The sequence below is a fragment of the Peribacillus sp. Bi134 genome (genome assembly GCF_918698065.1).
Classification (GTDB): Bacteria; Bacillota; Bacilli; order Bacillales; family DSM-1321; genus Peribacillus.
On sequence record NZ_CAKKLN010000003.1, the window covers coordinates 87312 to 103309 of the forward strand.

A 15998-nucleotide genomic window follows, 5' to 3' on the forward strand; every position below is an offset into this window, starting at 1 on the left:
GTAAAGGTCAATTTTTAAAACTTTCTCGATAACATTATTCATCCATAAAACGAATCCATCCCCTTAATTGAGTTTAGTGGAAATTCGGACAACTGTCACGGTATTGAGATTCCGATTTTGTGTCCTTGGCGTTCAATATGAGAATTAACATCCGGAAATCTAAAAAGACTATAAATAAATGAGGAGCCTGAGAATGATTCAGCAAGATATCAACTATTATAAGAATTTCGATTCCATCGCTAAAGAAGTATTAGCACTATTAGATCAAACCATCGAGGTCAATACATTCTTCGTTTCTATATTGAATCCGATACATAGTTTCATGATCAAATCCTTAAATAGAAATGCAAAGTTGATTTGTGAAGGTGACATCCTTCCTTATAATATGGTTTATTGCAAATTAGTTGCTGAGAATGGCTTGGAACCACTCGTTATCCCGAATTTGGGGGAACATGAATTGACTAGTTGTCACCCCGTAACGAAGCTTATAGGAAATGGGTGTATTATGGGAGCTCCCCTTACTATTGAGGGTGAAATCGTTGGAACATTATGTGCATTCGACATTAAACCTCATGATTTTAAAGAATATGATCTGATCCTCATTAAGTCTATGGCAGCTTTGATTAGTCATACCATCAATCTTGAAAAAGGGATTATCAGGGATCCTTTGTCAGGTCTATATAATCGGAACTTCATTTATAATTATTTTGATTATCATAAAGATAAAACAAACGATGAAATGGCTCTTCTTTACATCGATCTTGATCATTTTAAATTTTTCAATGATTCCTATGGTCATGATACTGGTGATGAAGTTATTAAAAAGGCAGCCGAATGTTTTTTGCAAGCCGTTCCCGAAGGCAGTCATGTGGCTCGAATTGGTGGTGATGAATTCATTGTATTATTACATCCAGCACATTGTGAGGATTTAATGAAAAGCACTCAGCAAAACGCTGAATTAATATTGAACCGTTTATCCACCATGCCCATTACCATTAATGGAAATGATCAATTTGTATCAGCTAGCATAGGGATAAGCTTTTACCCTCATCAAGGTACGGAAATGGACTCACTTTTGAAAAAAGCGGACCGTTCCATGTATATGGCTAAGAAATCCGGCCGTAAGAATATTCAATACTACCACCCGCAGTGATTATCTTAAAAATAAAAAAACCAGTTCTCCTTAGAGACTGGCTTTCTTTTACCTTAAAAAAATCCAACGTTTAGCTTTCAGCCTTTGCAAAAGCTTGAGCAGATCAGCATTTCCCTTATGTATCCGTTTTTCGGATGGTGAAGCGGAGGGGATCGGAATGTTAACTCTCTCGGGTTTTTTGTTCATATTCTGAAAGACCCTTCCTATTCTTTGATTTTGAATAGTATATGCGGGTTTTCCATTAAATATCATAAGGAAAGGAAAAACCCCTTCCCCTTATAAAACATTTTTTAACCGGCTGAAGCGTGCAGCTTTTTCTTTTTGATTCAGGATAATGCGTTCGTTCTGTTTCATCACTTTTTTAGTGTGGGGACTTAAACCTACATCAGGTATTTTCACCTGTGGTTTGATTACGGCAACTGACACATCATTGCCGGCTTTATCATAAATGCTCATTTATCCTCACCACCTGGTTTTTGTTTTATGACCATATCGAACATCATGATTAGTAATGCTATTAATAAACAATCGACTTCTGAAACGAAGCTTTCCGATTTAACGTCAAGGATATAGGGTTCCATCAAAATGCTTACTGGCTGCAAAGCCATTTTTTCTTCATCATTATAATACGTATCTTCTCTTTCCAATGTAGCACGGATGTTACTGCCATTCAAGTTCGGATGCCCATTAATCACCAATTGCTTGTCCTGTTCCGTTTTGAAAGGAAGAATTTTCACGTTCATCCCTTCCTTAGCTGCATATGCTTGAAGGAGAATGCTCAAATATGCCAAGTATTCCTTATTCGATTGATAATACTCAGGTATTCCTTCTTTCTTTAGGAGATGAAACATATTTTTGACCTTTTCCCTATTATCCGTTAAAAGTTTGTCACTTTCCGCAACCGCTTTTGTTGCATAGGACAGCTCGTTATCGCCAATCTTCGATATATACATGCTCAAGAATACAAACATATCAATAAGGATGAATACGATAGCCATAATCAAGAAATTTTTCCATTCATTAAAAATGCTCATCGGATAGAAATTCCAATAAATCAAAGCTCCCAGTACAAAAATGATATACCAGGTTTTTCGAATCGCTTCAATCCTTTTACTTACCTTGTCCTTATATTTCCAAGAAAGTATGACATATGCCAATAAAGCAATAAATACTACCCATACAAAGACTCTGAAAAACATTAACAATCGATTTATCACCCTACCCTTCAGCACCTACATTCATTATCCCGCTCTCTATATTATTCATTATATATACCACTATTCCCTGCCTAAGACGGGTGAAACTTAAACACTTGCCAGAAGTTTTCACTAACTGAATGACATCATAGTAAATAACCCTATATATTCTGTGATATGATATGTTTTAATAAAAAGGCATGATTAATATGGGAGGAAACTATCATGATGAAAAATATTAAGATCCTCATTTCTTCTTTTATAATATTATTACTTTTTTTAAACCTCTATCCTCCACTTGGAAGACGGACAAACAAAGAAAAAGTGAGAAGTTTCACTACAAAAGAGAATTTTTCCAAGGGAAAATTCCAAAATCAAATTCCAGCCAGTCAAGCGATGAGTCTTAAGCATACTGGTTCAATTTTACGTGATTTCATAAAACCTAATCCAAAAAGGAGGCCCGACCAGCCAATCGTACTTGGAACAAAAGAACCTGTATCTATGAATTCCAATATAATTACCTGGTTTGGTCATTCTGCATTCATGTTGGAATTAGATGGGAAAACCATTTTAGTGGATCCCATGTTTGGCAAAGCACCAACCCCCTTTCCTTGGTTCGGGAACAAGCGTTTTAGCGGGGAGCTGCCTATTGATTTGGATATGCTGCCTCCTATCGACGCCGTCCTGCTCTCACATGATCACTACGATCATTTGGATTATTACTCAATAAAGAAACTAAAGGATAAGGTCAGTCAGTTCATTGTTCCACTAGGTGTCGGCGGACACCTTGAAAGATGGGGAGTTAAACAAGAACTGATTCAGGAACATAATTGGTGGGATGAGGTTTCATTCAAGGGTTTGCGATTTGTCTGCACGCCTGCAAGACATTTTTCTGGAAGAAGTTTACGCGATGGCAATAGGACACTTTGGTGCTCTTGGGTAATTAATGGTAAACAAGAAAAGGTATTTTTTAGCGGAGATAGTGGATATGGCAGCCATTTTAAAGAAATAGGCGAAAAATTCGGGCCTTTTGATATAACTTTAATGGAATGCGGCCAATATGATGAACGCTGGTCAACCATCCATATGATTCCAGAAGAAACTGTACAAGCACATATAGATGTACAAGGAAAACGGATGCTCCCCATTCATTGGGCTGGTTTCACATTGTCTTTTCATGACTGGACAGATCCGATAGAACGGGTAACAAAAGCGGCCAATGATCTTGGAGTCCAGGTCTGCACACCTCAAATAGGCGAACCAGTGGTCATTGGTTCAACGGATTTCCCTCAAACAAGATGGTGGAAATGAAAAAGATCCATCCCAAATGGGATGGACCTTTTTCATTCATTCACAGTTTCCCTTCATTATATTCAAGATTCACTTTTATTGAATGCTCTTTCTTCACTCCAAAATAATTCGTTCCTATTACACCTAAAATGATTAGTATCGAACCCAATATATCGTAGATTGTAATCTTTTCATTTAAAATGAGAGCCCCTGCTGCAATCGTGACAACAGTGGAAAGATTTGCAAACACACTCATTTGGGACGCTTTGATTTTTGATAAGATCGTATTGGATAATAACGAAGTGACCAATGAAGCCAATATTCCCAAATACAAAATGGAACTGATGAATTCCATGCTCGACCATGGTGTAAAGAAATTCGGCATCGTTCCTTGTTTTAAGTGGGTGAAGAGCGCAGCTACGTTAAAAATGACAAAGCCTGTTCCCATCATGAAAAAGGACATCTCACCTGGTGTATAGTCCTTGGCAAGGGAACGGGTCATCGTTGTATAACATGCAGTTGCAATACAGGATAGCAGGATCAACACCATCCCTAGCATGTCGGAAAAATTGATTGTGCTCCCTTTCATCACAAAAATGAATAATACCCCAACTACCGACAAGACAATCGAAAGTTTTTGATATAAAGATGTTTTCTCCTTAAGGAAATACCCAGCTATCATCAATGTTAGAATCGGGGTGACTGCAGACAGAATTCCAGCATCGGTGGATTGCGAATACTTAAGTCCGAAAGTTTGAAAGGCAAAGAAAAGAGTTGGGAATAACAAAGATAACGGAACAAGATTTTTAACCGACTCCCAGGAATAGTTCACCTTAATGACTTTAAAGACGACCAGGAATAAAATGATGACGAAAGAAACGGAGAACCGGAACGCCAAAGTATCCAGCGGATTCGATTCTGCAATCGCCATTTTCGTAAATAAGAAAGATAGGCCGACAATACTTGAATGAATTAGCGCTAACATGTATGCAAATGTTCGGGTTTTCATGGCTGCAACTCCTCAACTAAATTACTATATTCCTATTTAGGTATAGTACCCTTTGCATCTGTATTGCAATCCAAGTTAGAGTCAAAAAATAAATATGGCATTTTTTTAAGCTAAACTGTTCAACTATCAACAAAACCAACCTTTTAAAAAATAACTTTTTAAAGATTAAGATCATTTTCATGCCTTAATGAAAATGCTCCAGTTAACTTTCAATTATTAAGAACTCTTTAAAGTATGTCATTTGCAGTTTCATATATGATAAAATTTCAAGCAGGAAGAGAGGTATACATATATGTTAGTTACTACCGTAATATTCCTTATGGCTGGTCTAGCTGAAATTGGCGGCGGTTACCTTATTTGGCTTTGGTTAAGAGAAGGTAAATCCATTTATCTAGGTTTAGCCGGAGGTTTTGGGTTGGTGTTATACGGCATCATTGCAACTTTCCAAACGTTCCCTACCTTTGGACGTGTTTATGCTGCATATGGCGGGGTTTTCATCGTTTTATCGGTTTTATGGGGATGGGGCATCGATAAGAAAACCCCTGATTTATATGATTGGATTGGAGCTTTAATCTGCTTGGTCGGAGTTTCAGTCATTATATGGGGCCCCAGACAATAAAAGAATTAAAGGGCATAAGGCCCTTTAATTCTTTTACCAAGATCTCCACTTGTTGATTGGGCCTATCTTCATTTGAACATTTTCATAAAGTGATTAAGCTGGGTGTTTATTATATCAATTTCTTTTCCTGCCTATTGGCGGTCATATTACTGAAGTTATCCTGAATGAACCAAATCGCCATTGCTGCAATGATGCATGGTATGGCAAAAGCTAAAAAATTGACTTGCAAGGATAACTTCATATCAAGCAGGACCCCGCAGAAAGTAGGAGCGAGTATTCCGCCAATTCTGCCGATACCCAATGCCCATCCGACTCCAGTAGAACGGATTTCATTCGGATAATACTGAGATACATATGCATTCGTTACAATTTGTGTACCTGTTGTCGTACCTCCTGCAATTGCAATCAGTATATAAAGCATGATCATGCTTGGCTTGAAGCTCAGCATCGTAAGGGTAATGAATCCAATGACCAAGAAAGTAACCAGTATCCTCTTGGAACCATATCTGTCTGCAAGCTTCCCTCCAACGATCGCTCCAAAAACCGCTCCAAGGTTCAATACGACTAAGAATGTCAGGCTTGAACCTAATTCATATCCTGCCCCACCCATGATCTTTGGAAGCCATGTACTCAAGCCATACATTACGAACAAACACATGAAAAATGCTATCCAGAACATGAGCGTGCTTAAAGTCCTCTCATTTTTGAATAACTGTTTTACTGGAAACCCTTTCATTTCACTTTTGAGTTGCTCCTGAAGAACATAATGATCATTCATCGTATATTGACCGTTTACATTCACTTGATTCAGAACGTCCATCAATTTGCTTTTTTTATTATTTTTCATGAAAAAACTTATTGACTCTGGCAACAATTTATATAATATTGGCATGAATATTAATGGAAGTGCACCGAGCCAAACCACTGCCCGCCAACCAAAGTTCGGAATCAGGTACATCGCTCCCAGTGATGCTACAACTCCCCCTAGAGCGTGTCCGCTGAACATGATCGCTACCAGCGTACTTCTAAGTTTTTTAGGGGCATATTCAGTAATGATTGCAATTATATTAGGCATGACTCCTCCCAAGCCTAGTCCTGCAATAAAACGCTGTATTCCAAAAGATATTGGATCATCGGCGAAACCTGAAGTAAATGTAAATACGGAAAAAATGATCGTACAAATCAATATGACTTTCTTTCTGCCGGATTTATCGGCCAGCGGTCCAAAGACCAACGCTCCTATCATCATTCCAAACAAAGCATAGCTGCTGAATAACCCTGCCTCTACAGCAGTTATCCTCCACTCCGCCATCAAAGATGGCAGGATCGTCCCAAGCATGAACATATCATACCCGTCACAGATGATGATAAAGATACAGCATAATAAAATCTGTAAATGAAAACGGTTAAATTTTTGTTCATCCATCATTTCAGACACTTGGATCGTGCGCATTTCCTTCCCCTCTTTCTGCTATTCCTTTTGACGTAGTCTTAAGGATTTCTCTTTTTTTGGTTCGAGCTAACATTTAATTACATAAAAAATTATACGTATATAGAACTATGTTCACTATATATTAACTTAGTTTTCAGAATATTGTCAATAATCATTGTTAATTTGCCTATTAATCAACAAAAAAACCCTCTTATCGAAGAGGGTTCAGGCTATAGACAAACTTGGAAGAAATTCCAGCTTACCTGCAATATTTCTTTAAACATTTCAGTTGATTTCAGAAATCCGCTTCCTATCCGCCAGCTGTCTGTCAAGCCTCCTCAGCGTAAGCGGCTGTGTGGTCCTGGCTACAGCGATTTTCAAGGAGTTCCATCCATTAGAACATACATATAGTACTGATATATTTATCGCCATACCATTAAACCTATTCATTCATTTCGTTAATTAGCGGTGAACAGAATTTATGTGTTGAATATAGTATATTCCTTCTTCATGTTTTCCTCTTTGTACACGCTTATGATCTAACGAAAATCATGGGCGAACTGAATATAACTCTTATGACTATCAGTGCAAAGGAAAGAGTTATCCCCTATATGGCCATTAAAGAGCTTATTCTTGATGTGTCATTCTGCCCTTCCATAGTTTACCTTGTTTAATTTACCTTTGTCTATCCCATTCCAAACCCTTTTGGACACAAACTAAGCCCTCTTATCAAAGAGGGCTTTTTAATGAAGATAAGATTAAGCGTCCAAGGCTTCTTTACGTTTTCTTTTCCTTGATTCTGTTATAAGATCATAACCCAGATAAAGGATAATGGCTCCGCCTAACAATTTAACATATAACGGAATGTCCGCTACAAAGAAATAAATCATAGAGAATAATGTCCCTATAATGCTTAACCAAAAAATTACATGTTTTAAAATTTTCAAAGTAATGACTCCTCACAAAAGATGAGATTAATTTATAGTTCGCTCCACTTCAAGGAGGAATTAATTATCCATATCATCATTCTAACATTTATTCTTTATATTAAGAGTGACTCATATTGCGAAATTATGAACATTTAAGCAACTTTTCTCAAGGATAGGTCAAGCGAAACAATTCCCGGAAAATCTTTACACTAATTCTTGTAAATTTGCAGTTTTTATATAGACCCTTTGCCAAGGAAAAAAAGGAAACTAATAAAAATAGCATGAAATGACAGCGAGGGTATCCCAGCACTGCATTTCATGCATCTAAATCACAAGACGTTCATTTTATTTGATTCTACGACCATTTCTTCAGTTGGCTCCGAATGATCATGTTTATAATAAGCCATTTTCACTGGAACGAATGATAAGGCAACCGCAGCAATGAGACCAGGTATGGCGAAGGCAATGAAATTCAATTGGATGGGTAGCGAGATGGATAATAAAAATCCGCCGAGTATGGGCCCGAGCATACCGCCAATCCTTCCGATACCAGATGCCACCCCTAGTGCAGTCGATCTTATATTTGGTGGATAGTACTGGGAGACATAGGCTTGTACAAGGTTTTGGGCACCAATGGTACAGGCTCCTGCAACCGCTACCAATGTGTAAATCACGAAGGAGCTTCCGCCCATTCCCAATAGCGTCAAACTGACAGCCCCAAGCGCATACATCGGCACAAGCATTTTCTTGGATCCATAACGATCACAAAGTTTAGCGATGATAAGCGTGCCTACGATAGCGCCCCCTTGAAGGACGATCAAGAAACCTAAGCTTGAATTCAGCGCATACCCTGCCTCGATCATTAGCTTTGGAAGCCATGTATTCAATCCGTATACCATCAATAGGCACATGAAAAAGGCGATCCAGAACATCAATGTGCTAAGGGCACGGGAATCCTTAAACAATCCAACAATCGGCATATTGGCTTCTGTTTTTTTCACTTCCACAAGTTCGGCATTGATGTCGAATTTACTTTCAGGACTTACCTTGGTTAATATTCTGATAAGTTCTTCCTTTTTGTTTATTCTGATCAGATGCGTAGAAGCCTCGGGTAAACGCTTCATCATGAAGGGTAAAAATAACAATGGTATTCCTGCAAACCAGAATATTGATTCCCAACCTAGTGTCGGCATAACCAGGATACCCAGTATCGGAGCAAGCATCCCTCCGAATGAGTAACCGCATAATACGATTGAAACGACCATGCTCCGCATCGTTTTCGGTGCATAATCCGTCAATAAGGCAATGACGTTCGGCATGATGCCCCCAAGCCCTAATCCCGCTAGAAATCGGAAAGTTGAAAACATCGTAGGCGTATCCGCAAATCCACATAAAAGCGTAAATAAACTAAATAAAATGAGTGTAATAGCGATTACGTTTTTTCTGCCAATCCGATCTGCTAATGTACCAAAGAAGATCGCCCCAAACAACATTCCAAATAGACCGTAGCTGCCCATAGCCCCCGCTTCCACGGAAGTAAGGTTCCATTCCTCCGTCAATAACGGGACGACCGTACCGTAAACGACAAGGTCATAGCCGTCAAAAAGGATAATGATAAAACACCATGCCAGCAATCCAAAATGAAAGCGGTTAAATTTACTGTTGCTAATTACCTCGGTCGTATTAATTTTAGCCATAAAATTTTCTCCTCTCTAGGTGACTGCAATAATTCCATCCAAATGATAGCGCTTACGTAATCATGTAAAAAATATTCGACTCACTTATTTTTATATAAATAGTGAACCGAGTTATCTAATTGTTATTATAAATGCTAATTATCTGATATTTCAATAAAAACTTTCGCATATTTTTCATAAAATCTTAATATGTTTTCTGATGCTATCGTTAATTACAAGTTTTGAACATGCGTAAAAACAACAAAAAACCAGTCCCTTATCGGAACTGGTTTCTAATTAGTGAAGTAGGAAGCCGCCATTGCCGTATTCAAGTAAGAAAGTTTTAAACCACCACTCCTCAAAGTGGGTGTTTGCAGAAGCAATCCTGTTGTCCAAGTCAGTGACGAGGCATAACATTCCTGTTTCAATATAAAACTCCCTATTACAGCTTAAAGGTTAAAACTTAATTATCATTACGAACAACGCAGCTTGTATAGTTATAATACCGAAATATCTTCATTCTTGCAAGTTAAATCATTCCCAGACAACAAAAAAATTTCATATTACACATTAAACAGGTGGAGCCAGATTATTCATGCCCAAACGGCAAAACTAACGGCTGCACTCTGATTTATGTTACCGTCCCCCACTTTCATTGATAAATTATTATGTAATAGCATACTTGGGTAAGTAATTTTTAGATAGAATGTGCAAGATAAAATTGGACGGAATTGAAAGTGTTGTCTTGTGAGAATCATCGGTTGCTGAACTCTATAATATATCCTAAATAACATTGGCAAATACATGGAAGGAGTCTATAATATTAACTAACAGATTTGATTGGAGTGACTAGTTATGCTTTCAAACATTGGTTTTCCCGGTTTAATTTTAATACTTCTTTTAGCTTTAATTGTTTTTGGACCGAACAAGCTACCTCAAATCGGACGGGCAGTCGGCACCTCGCTTAGGGAGTTTAAGGATGCAACCAAGGGAATAACAGAAGAAATACAAGAGGAATTCAAGGATGACGTACAAGCTGCAAGAAAAGAATCGATAAAATGAAAAAGACGCCTGCACGCAGCAGGCGTCTTTGATGCGTTTGTGGCGCAGAACCGTCAGGCCACATCCCGACGTTTAGCTAAAAGCATGTTCTTCGACTTACACAAATTAGCTCATCGCTTTATTAATATAACATTAATCTTATTTTATATCAAGTGATTTATTGAACAGCCTGGTAACGGCATCCTTATTACTATTCTATAAACCGCTTGGGGTTTGATCAGAAATATTCTATCGAGTTGTTTATTAAATACGAATGAGCACCATTAAGCTGTTCTTATAAAAATGTTGAACTTCATTACAAGTTCATCGTCATTTGAGTCAATTGATCCGAGGAAACCGCCACTTGATTGAATGCTTCATTAATTTCGTCGAATATATCATTCAGCTCTGTCATTTCCTTGGTGATTTTAATATTCTGCTCTTTAACAGAAAGCATGTCCTTTGCTATATCAGTAAAAAATATGCCAGTTTCTTTTCCTTGTTTCGTTCCTTTAGTAATTTCCCCGCTAACCATGGAAATTGATGTGTTCATGACATTGGTAAAATGAGCAATTCCATTAACCAGTTTCACTACTTCCGAAACTGAATCCTTGGTATTTTCCGACAGCTTCCTTACCTCACCAGCCACAACCGCAAATCCTTTACCATTTTCACCAGCTCTTGCCGCTTCAATCGCTGCGTTCAACGCCAACAAATTCGTTTGCTCTGCAATTGAAGTGATGATCGTGACGATTCGTTCAATTTCCTTTGAAGTATTGGATAGCTGTTCCATATCTTTTGAGATGATCGTCATTTGCTCCTGCGTTTTTACCAATCTTTTCTCTAATCCCTGTAACAGTTCGACTCCCTCTTTTGATTTTCCCTCTGCATGTATCGCAATCTCTGAGCCCTTTTTAGTGAAATCATGAATTTCGACTACCTTATTTGCCATTAATTGAGTTGATGAACTAGTCTCTTCACTGATTGCTGCCAATTCCTCTGCATTATGATTGACCTGCAGTTTAATCGTTTCTTTTTCTGCTTGGTTTTTTTGGCGAATCTTCTCATTTTCAAGTTCATATGCCTCTAAAACTATTTGCTGCTCCAGATTAAAAATTTTAGTGACAGCCAGAATGTTTTCTTGATATTGCTCAATATTTTTCATATTGGAAATCACATGAATGATTAATGACTGCAATAAATCCTGAAAAGCACTCATATACCATTTTGGCTGCAATCCAATTCGCACATGTACTTGTGCGATAATATAACGTTGTTTAATATACGCATCATCAATGTTCCCGCTAAACATTTCGTACATATGACGATGAAGTGTCTTTTTCAACCTATCAACAGAACTATTGTCTGATATGATTTTCATTAATGAAGGTTCATTTTCTAGATTTTTATAGAAATTTCCTACTATTTGGGTCAAATGTTTCTTCACTTCTTCCTGTAAAGAACGAATTATGCACAAATCCCCCATCGTCAAATGAATCATTTCCACTTGATTCAATACGCTCGGATATTCCCTGATATTGATACCGACGTGTTCCTTATATTGCATATAGTCCATCGAATCTATCTTTTGTTTACTTCTCCATATACTTTTCATGATTGAATTGCCTCCAATTTTTTCTACCCATATATACTATTTCGACATAAAGTCTGTTAATCTTAATTCACTTTGATAAATTTTCTTCTTACACACAAGACTTATGAACTATTTATGTCCAAATAAAAAAAGACACTCCCAAAGAGTATCTACAGTTTTTTGCTTTTACAAATTTGGACGTTGATTGGAACGTAGGGCACTCGCTTTCCGCGGGCGGTCCGGGAGCCTCCTCGGCGCACTTGCGCCTGTGTGGGGTCTCCCTTGGACTCGCTATTCCCGCAGGAGTCTCGCACACCCGCTCCAATCAACTATGTTTAAAATTTTAGATAGAGCTCCTTTTGTCTACAAACTGAAACACTCCAGAGAGTGTCTTTTTCAATGTTCATTTTCCTGCTGCTGGCTAAGATTCGAGTGTTTACGGGAATAAGTGAAGTAAATGACTACTCCGATAGCCATCCAGATCAAGAACCTCATCCATGTATGACTCCCTAGCTGAACCATCAAGAATACGCAAAAAACGATGGCCAGGCCTGGAACGAGCGGTACAGCCGGACAATAAAAAGCACGTTTCATATCAGGCCTTGTTTTCCGTAACACGATGACCGCAATGGAAATCATCGTAAACGCAGTCAATGTTCCAATGTTGACCAGCTCAGCCAATTCACCAAGCGGTATGAATGCCCCCAATAAGGCCGCTAATAAACCGAATATCCATGAAGCCGCATAAGGTGTTTTATATTTTTTATGAAGTTTTGATAAGGATTTAGGCATCAGACCATCACGTGACATCGCAAACATGATTCGGGTTTGTCCATACAACATAACCAAGATTACCGTTGTCATTCCGAGGAAGGCACCTAGATCGATGATACCTGCAATCCAATTTTGTCCTGCGCTTTGCAATACCAAAGAAATCGGATGGTCAAGAGCCTGGCTGAATTGTGCATACGGTACCACACCAGTCATGATCAAACTTACAGCCATATAAAGCACTACACAAATGACTAATGAACCAAGAATTCCCCGTGGTAAATTCCTACCTGGATTTCTTGTTTCTTCAGCCGCAGATGCAACTGCATCAAAGCCGATGAAGGCAAAGAACATTAATGCGGCAGTTGAAAATACCCCATCGATTCCAAATGGCATGAAAGGCTGCCAGTTTTCCGGTTTCACATAATATATAGAAGAAACGATGAACAACAAGACTACCAACACTTTAATAACGACCATTATATTATTGATTCTAGTCGTTTGTTTCGTACCTATGGAAATCAAAAAGGTAATCGCCATGACTATCAAAAAGGCTGGTAAGTTCATATAAGTCGTGACTCCTTCGACCGATCCCGGTGCTGCCGTCAATTTCTCCGGAAAGTTAATTCCGAATCCACTTAAAAATGATTGGAAATAGCCCGACCACCCCGCCGATACGGCACTGACAGCCAATAAGTATTCAAGGATTAAATCCCAGCCGATTATCCAAGCGGCGAATTCACCTAAAGTTGCATAAGCATACGTATAAGTCGAACCGGATACCGGCACGGAAGCTGCAAATTCTGCATAAGAAAGTGCAGCGAATAAACAGGCAAGACCAGCAATGACGAACGATAATGAAAGTGCAGGACCAGCATTCACTGCACCAGTGCCTGTTAGAACGAAAATGCCAGTCCCAATAATCGCTCCAATTCCTAGCATCGTTAAATCCCAAGCTCCCAGTTCTCGTTTCAATCCCTTACCGCCGGAACCTGCGTTTTTCAACAAGTCCTCAATGGACTTCTTTCTAAAAATACTCATGTTCTCTCCTCCGTAATTTTATAATTATTCTGAAAACTATAGACAAATAATTTCACTTACCATTTATATCAGAGAAATTTCGACAAATTTCTGCAATTCCTGAATTATCTGACTTTTAAATTATACGTATTAACCTTTTTAACGTCAATGATTTATTATTTTAAAATTCTGTTTTTTTATTTCCTTTGGAAGGCAAGCTTTAATATTCAACAGCTTTATCCATAATTAACAAAGAATGATTAACAATTCATTATTTTAATATTAATAAAGGAGCTTTTGGTGTATGTACTGTATTCCATTAATTAATTTTGCAAGAGTTCTAATATTTTTAACCCTATAAAGAATCATTATTTATTTTTCTCTATTTATTATTATTAAATAACACTTCAATATTATTCTGATCATTCATGCACCAATAGTTTGACGGAATCAAAGTACATCACTATACTTATTAAGTCTTAAAAAAAGTACCGGAATTATGCTTAATATTTGAAGAAGGTGACATTCATGGATTTTGAGATTACCTATCTGTCTTTTTATTTAATCCAAGTCGAAGGAAAAGGCGATCAGGCTGATAAGCGTTTTAAACATTTCCAAACTCTTGATACTGAAGAATACGAAGAAAGTCCTCTAAAGGATTTTTTGGATGGGGAATTGATGAAGATTTCCAAACGGAAAGTCGACCGTCATCCAAAAACTGAACAAATACCGACGAAAATTGGTTCTTTTATTGTCGAAGAAGGACATGCACTTGATTCCAACCCTAATTACAATGTATTTAACCGTGTTCGATATGCTAAAACAAAACAGGAATTCCAGGAGGAAAATGAACAATTCACTCGGTCTTATATCGATACAAGTGCCGTCCGTGGCGGAGTCTTCATAATCGCATCGGCAAAATTAACGAAATATCTTGATGAACCATTCGTTTTCTTATTAAAATGTGATTTCGAGCCGAAAGTTGCTTCCATATCGGATGAACGGACTTTGATTAGGCACGTTGAAATGGCAATCACCACTAAAAATATGAAATCCATTCAATACCCCTACATGCCCGAAGAAGGAATGGTCGAAGAAGGCGAGCTGAAAATCCATCAAGCATCACATGCCCGCTACTTCGAGGACTTTTTGAAATTCGTCGAATATGGCGAATCGATGCCGGAAATCATGAAAAACCAGGTCATCCATATGGTCCATGAGCATGTCTCCGCTCAATTCGAAGAAAACAGTGACGAACTGCACAAGTTCGAACAAGACCTGGAAATCTGGGAAACGAGTGAAAAGCGTGAAATTCAAGAACGCCTTGAAACCCATCAGGTCGTCGAAGCCACAGCCCAGATTGTCGAACATACACCTGAAGCCGAAATGCGAATGAAGCTTGGCAGTACATCCGTCAAAGGACTGTTAGCCGATTTTGGCGAAAGCATTCATTTAGGAAAGATTAATGGGAAATATGTATTGATGATAGAATCGAATACAATAGAGTTCGATAAAGGCGTTTCCCCGATTGAATTTCATAAGCCGGATGATTTACAAGTACTAATTGAAAAAATCATAAATAAAAGTTGATGAAAACCGAGTCACAAGAAAATTTGATGATTTGTGACCCGGAACGTGACTCTAGAGTCACACTATACCTGTGTTGTATCCCGATTATGGCGGTCTTCGTGACTGCCTATTTTTTATTTTTCTTCTATTAATACTCCCCCTAGTTTTTATTAGGGGAACTGTATATCATCCCCTAATGTAAATTAAGATTTAGTTAATCACCCGGTATTCACAAATATAATCCTCAGCAGCTTCGTAATCTTTTGACTCTGTAAACCACTGAACTACCCCCTCGGATGTTTCAACGTTGTAAGTAAATTTCTCACCTAAAGCGGATCCCTTCTTTCATTGCATAATAAAAAGCCGTTCCCTCATTAAGAGACGGCTTGTATTTTGTTGATTTATCGCAAGTTTTCAAGCATTTTTCAACGCATTAACTTCCCTAATCCAAATCTTCTTCTTCTACTTTCAGAATCTTTCCTGTCTTTGCATTTATCTCAACCTCATAAATTCTGTTTTGATTTGTCAAAATAAAGAATTCGTATACTAGAACACCATGTTCCATATCCATATCAACATGTAGAACTTGGCCAGGCACTCTCTGAAGTGCGATTTCTTGTGCCTGTTGCATGGTTAATCTTTGTCTATATAAAGGCGTTTGATTATTGTAGTAATTATCATACATTGGGAACATTCCCC

At 38.0% G+C, this 15998-nt stretch carries 14 protein-coding genes, 1 other RNA gene and 1 pseudogene; 5 read left to right on the forward strand and 11 right to left on the reverse strand.

Annotation, left to right across the window (positions count from 1 at the left end; translation table 11 throughout):
• Nucleotides 1-193: 193 nt before the first annotated feature.
• The gene (locus tag LQ188_RS06345; RefSeq protein ID WP_157830981.1) at nt 194-1153 is read left to right on the forward strand and encodes a sensor domain-containing diguanylate cyclase; all 960 of its coding nucleotides are present in this window, start codon (nt 194-196) and stop codon (nt 1151-1153) included.
• 276 nt (nt 1154-1429) lie between these two features.
• Here the strand turns inward: LQ188_RS06345 and LQ188_RS06350 are convergent, their stop codons facing one another.
• Both LQ188_RS06350 and LQ188_RS06355 read right to left on the reverse strand, forming a co-directional pair.
• Nucleotides 1430-1609: a hypothetical protein gene (locus LQ188_RS06350; RefSeq protein WP_230176330.1), complete on the reverse strand. Its 180-nt coding sequence runs from the start codon at nt 1607-1609 to the stop codon at nt 1430-1432.
• Entirely contained in the window at nt 1606-2352 is a 747-nt protein-coding gene (locus LQ188_RS06355; RefSeq protein ID WP_230176571.1) for a type II toxin-antitoxin system SpoIISA family toxin, read from the reverse strand. The genes LQ188_RS06350 and LQ188_RS06355 overlap by 4 nt, the downstream gene beginning before the upstream one ends.
• A 222-nt stretch (nt 2353-2574) precedes the next feature.
• On the opposite strand from LQ188_RS06355, the gene LQ188_RS06360 reads away from it, so the two are divergent.
• The gene (locus LQ188_RS06360; protein ID WP_230176331.1) at nt 2575-3660 is read left to right on the forward strand and encodes an MBL fold metallo-hydrolase; all 1086 of its coding nucleotides are present in this window, start codon (nt 2575-2577) and stop codon (nt 3658-3660) included.
• Between the two features lie 40 nt (nt 3661-3700).
• On the opposite strand, the gene LQ188_RS06365 is transcribed toward LQ188_RS06360, so the two are convergent.
• Entirely contained in the window at nt 3701-4648 is a 948-nt protein-coding gene (locus tag LQ188_RS06365; protein ID WP_230176332.1) for a DMT family transporter, read from the reverse strand.
• 292 nt (nt 4649-4940) lie between these two features.
• Between LQ188_RS06365 and LQ188_RS06370 the strand changes: the two genes are divergently transcribed.
• Nucleotides 4941-5267: a YnfA family protein gene (locus LQ188_RS06370; RefSeq protein ID WP_101222067.1), complete on the forward strand. Its 327-nt coding sequence runs from the start codon at nt 4941-4943 to the stop codon at nt 5265-5267.
• 109 nt (nt 5268-5376) lie between these two features.
• On the opposite strand, the gene LQ188_RS06375 is transcribed toward LQ188_RS06370, so the two are convergent.
• The 5 genes and pseudogenes from LQ188_RS06375 to ssrS form a co-directional block, all read right to left on the reverse strand.
• The gene (locus LQ188_RS06375) at nt 5377-6720 is read right to left on the reverse strand and encodes an aromatic acid/H+ symport family MFS transporter (RefSeq protein WP_230176333.1); all 1344 of its coding nucleotides are present in this window, start codon (nt 6718-6720) and stop codon (nt 5377-5379) included.
• A gap of 444 nt (nt 6721-7164) precedes the next feature.
• Nucleotides 7165-7353 (reverse strand): annotated as a pseudogene (locus LQ188_RS06380) (IS1595 family transposase); the annotation flags it as partial.
• Between the two features lie 104 nt (nt 7354-7457).
• The gene (locus tag LQ188_RS06385) at nt 7458-7646 is read right to left on the reverse strand and encodes a hypothetical protein (RefSeq protein ID WP_063233876.1); all 189 of its coding nucleotides are present in this window, start codon (nt 7644-7646) and stop codon (nt 7458-7460) included.
• A gap of 311 nt (nt 7647-7957) precedes the next feature.
• On the reverse strand, nt 7958-9325 hold the full coding sequence (locus tag LQ188_RS06390) for an aromatic acid/H+ symport family MFS transporter (protein WP_230176334.1): 1368 nt from the start codon (nt 9323-9325) through the stop codon (nt 7958-7960).
• Nucleotides 9326-9610: 285 nt separating this feature from the next.
• Nucleotides 9611-9798: non-coding RNA, 6S RNA (gene ssrS, locus LQ188_RS06395), on the reverse strand.
• 361 nt (nt 9799-10159) lie between these two features.
• Between ssrS and tatA the strand changes: the two genes are divergently transcribed.
• Entirely contained in the window at nt 10160-10366 is a 207-nt protein-coding gene (gene tatA / locus LQ188_RS06400) for a twin-arginine translocase TatA/TatE family subunit (protein WP_101222064.1), read from the forward strand.
• 295 nt (nt 10367-10661) lie between these two features.
• Here the strand turns inward: tatA and LQ188_RS06405 are convergent, their stop codons facing one another.
• Both LQ188_RS06405 and LQ188_RS06410 read right to left on the reverse strand, forming a co-directional pair.
• On the reverse strand, nt 10662-11960 hold the full coding sequence (locus LQ188_RS06405) for a globin-coupled sensor protein (RefSeq protein ID WP_230176335.1): 1299 nt from the start codon (nt 11958-11960) through the stop codon (nt 10662-10664).
• A gap of 375 nt (nt 11961-12335) precedes the next feature.
• A complete protein-coding gene (locus LQ188_RS06410; protein ID WP_101222062.1) occupies nt 12336-13751 on the reverse strand; it encodes an amino acid permease in 1416 nt (471 codons plus the stop codon).
• 507 nt (nt 13752-14258) lie between these two features.
• Here LQ188_RS06410 and LQ188_RS06415 point away from each other — a divergent pair.
• Nucleotides 14259-15320, forward strand: a complete 1062-nt coding sequence (locus LQ188_RS06415; protein WP_230176336.1) for a DUF3900 domain-containing protein — start codon at nt 14259-14261, stop codon at nt 15318-15320.
• A gap of 421 nt (nt 15321-15741) precedes the next feature.
• Here LQ188_RS06415 and LQ188_RS06420 read toward each other — a convergent pair whose 3' ends face one another.
• Nucleotides 15742-15984: a PepSY domain-containing protein gene (locus LQ188_RS06420; protein WP_230176337.1), complete on the reverse strand. Its 243-nt coding sequence runs from the start codon at nt 15982-15984 to the stop codon at nt 15742-15744.
• Nucleotides 15985-15998: the final 14 nt, after the last annotated feature.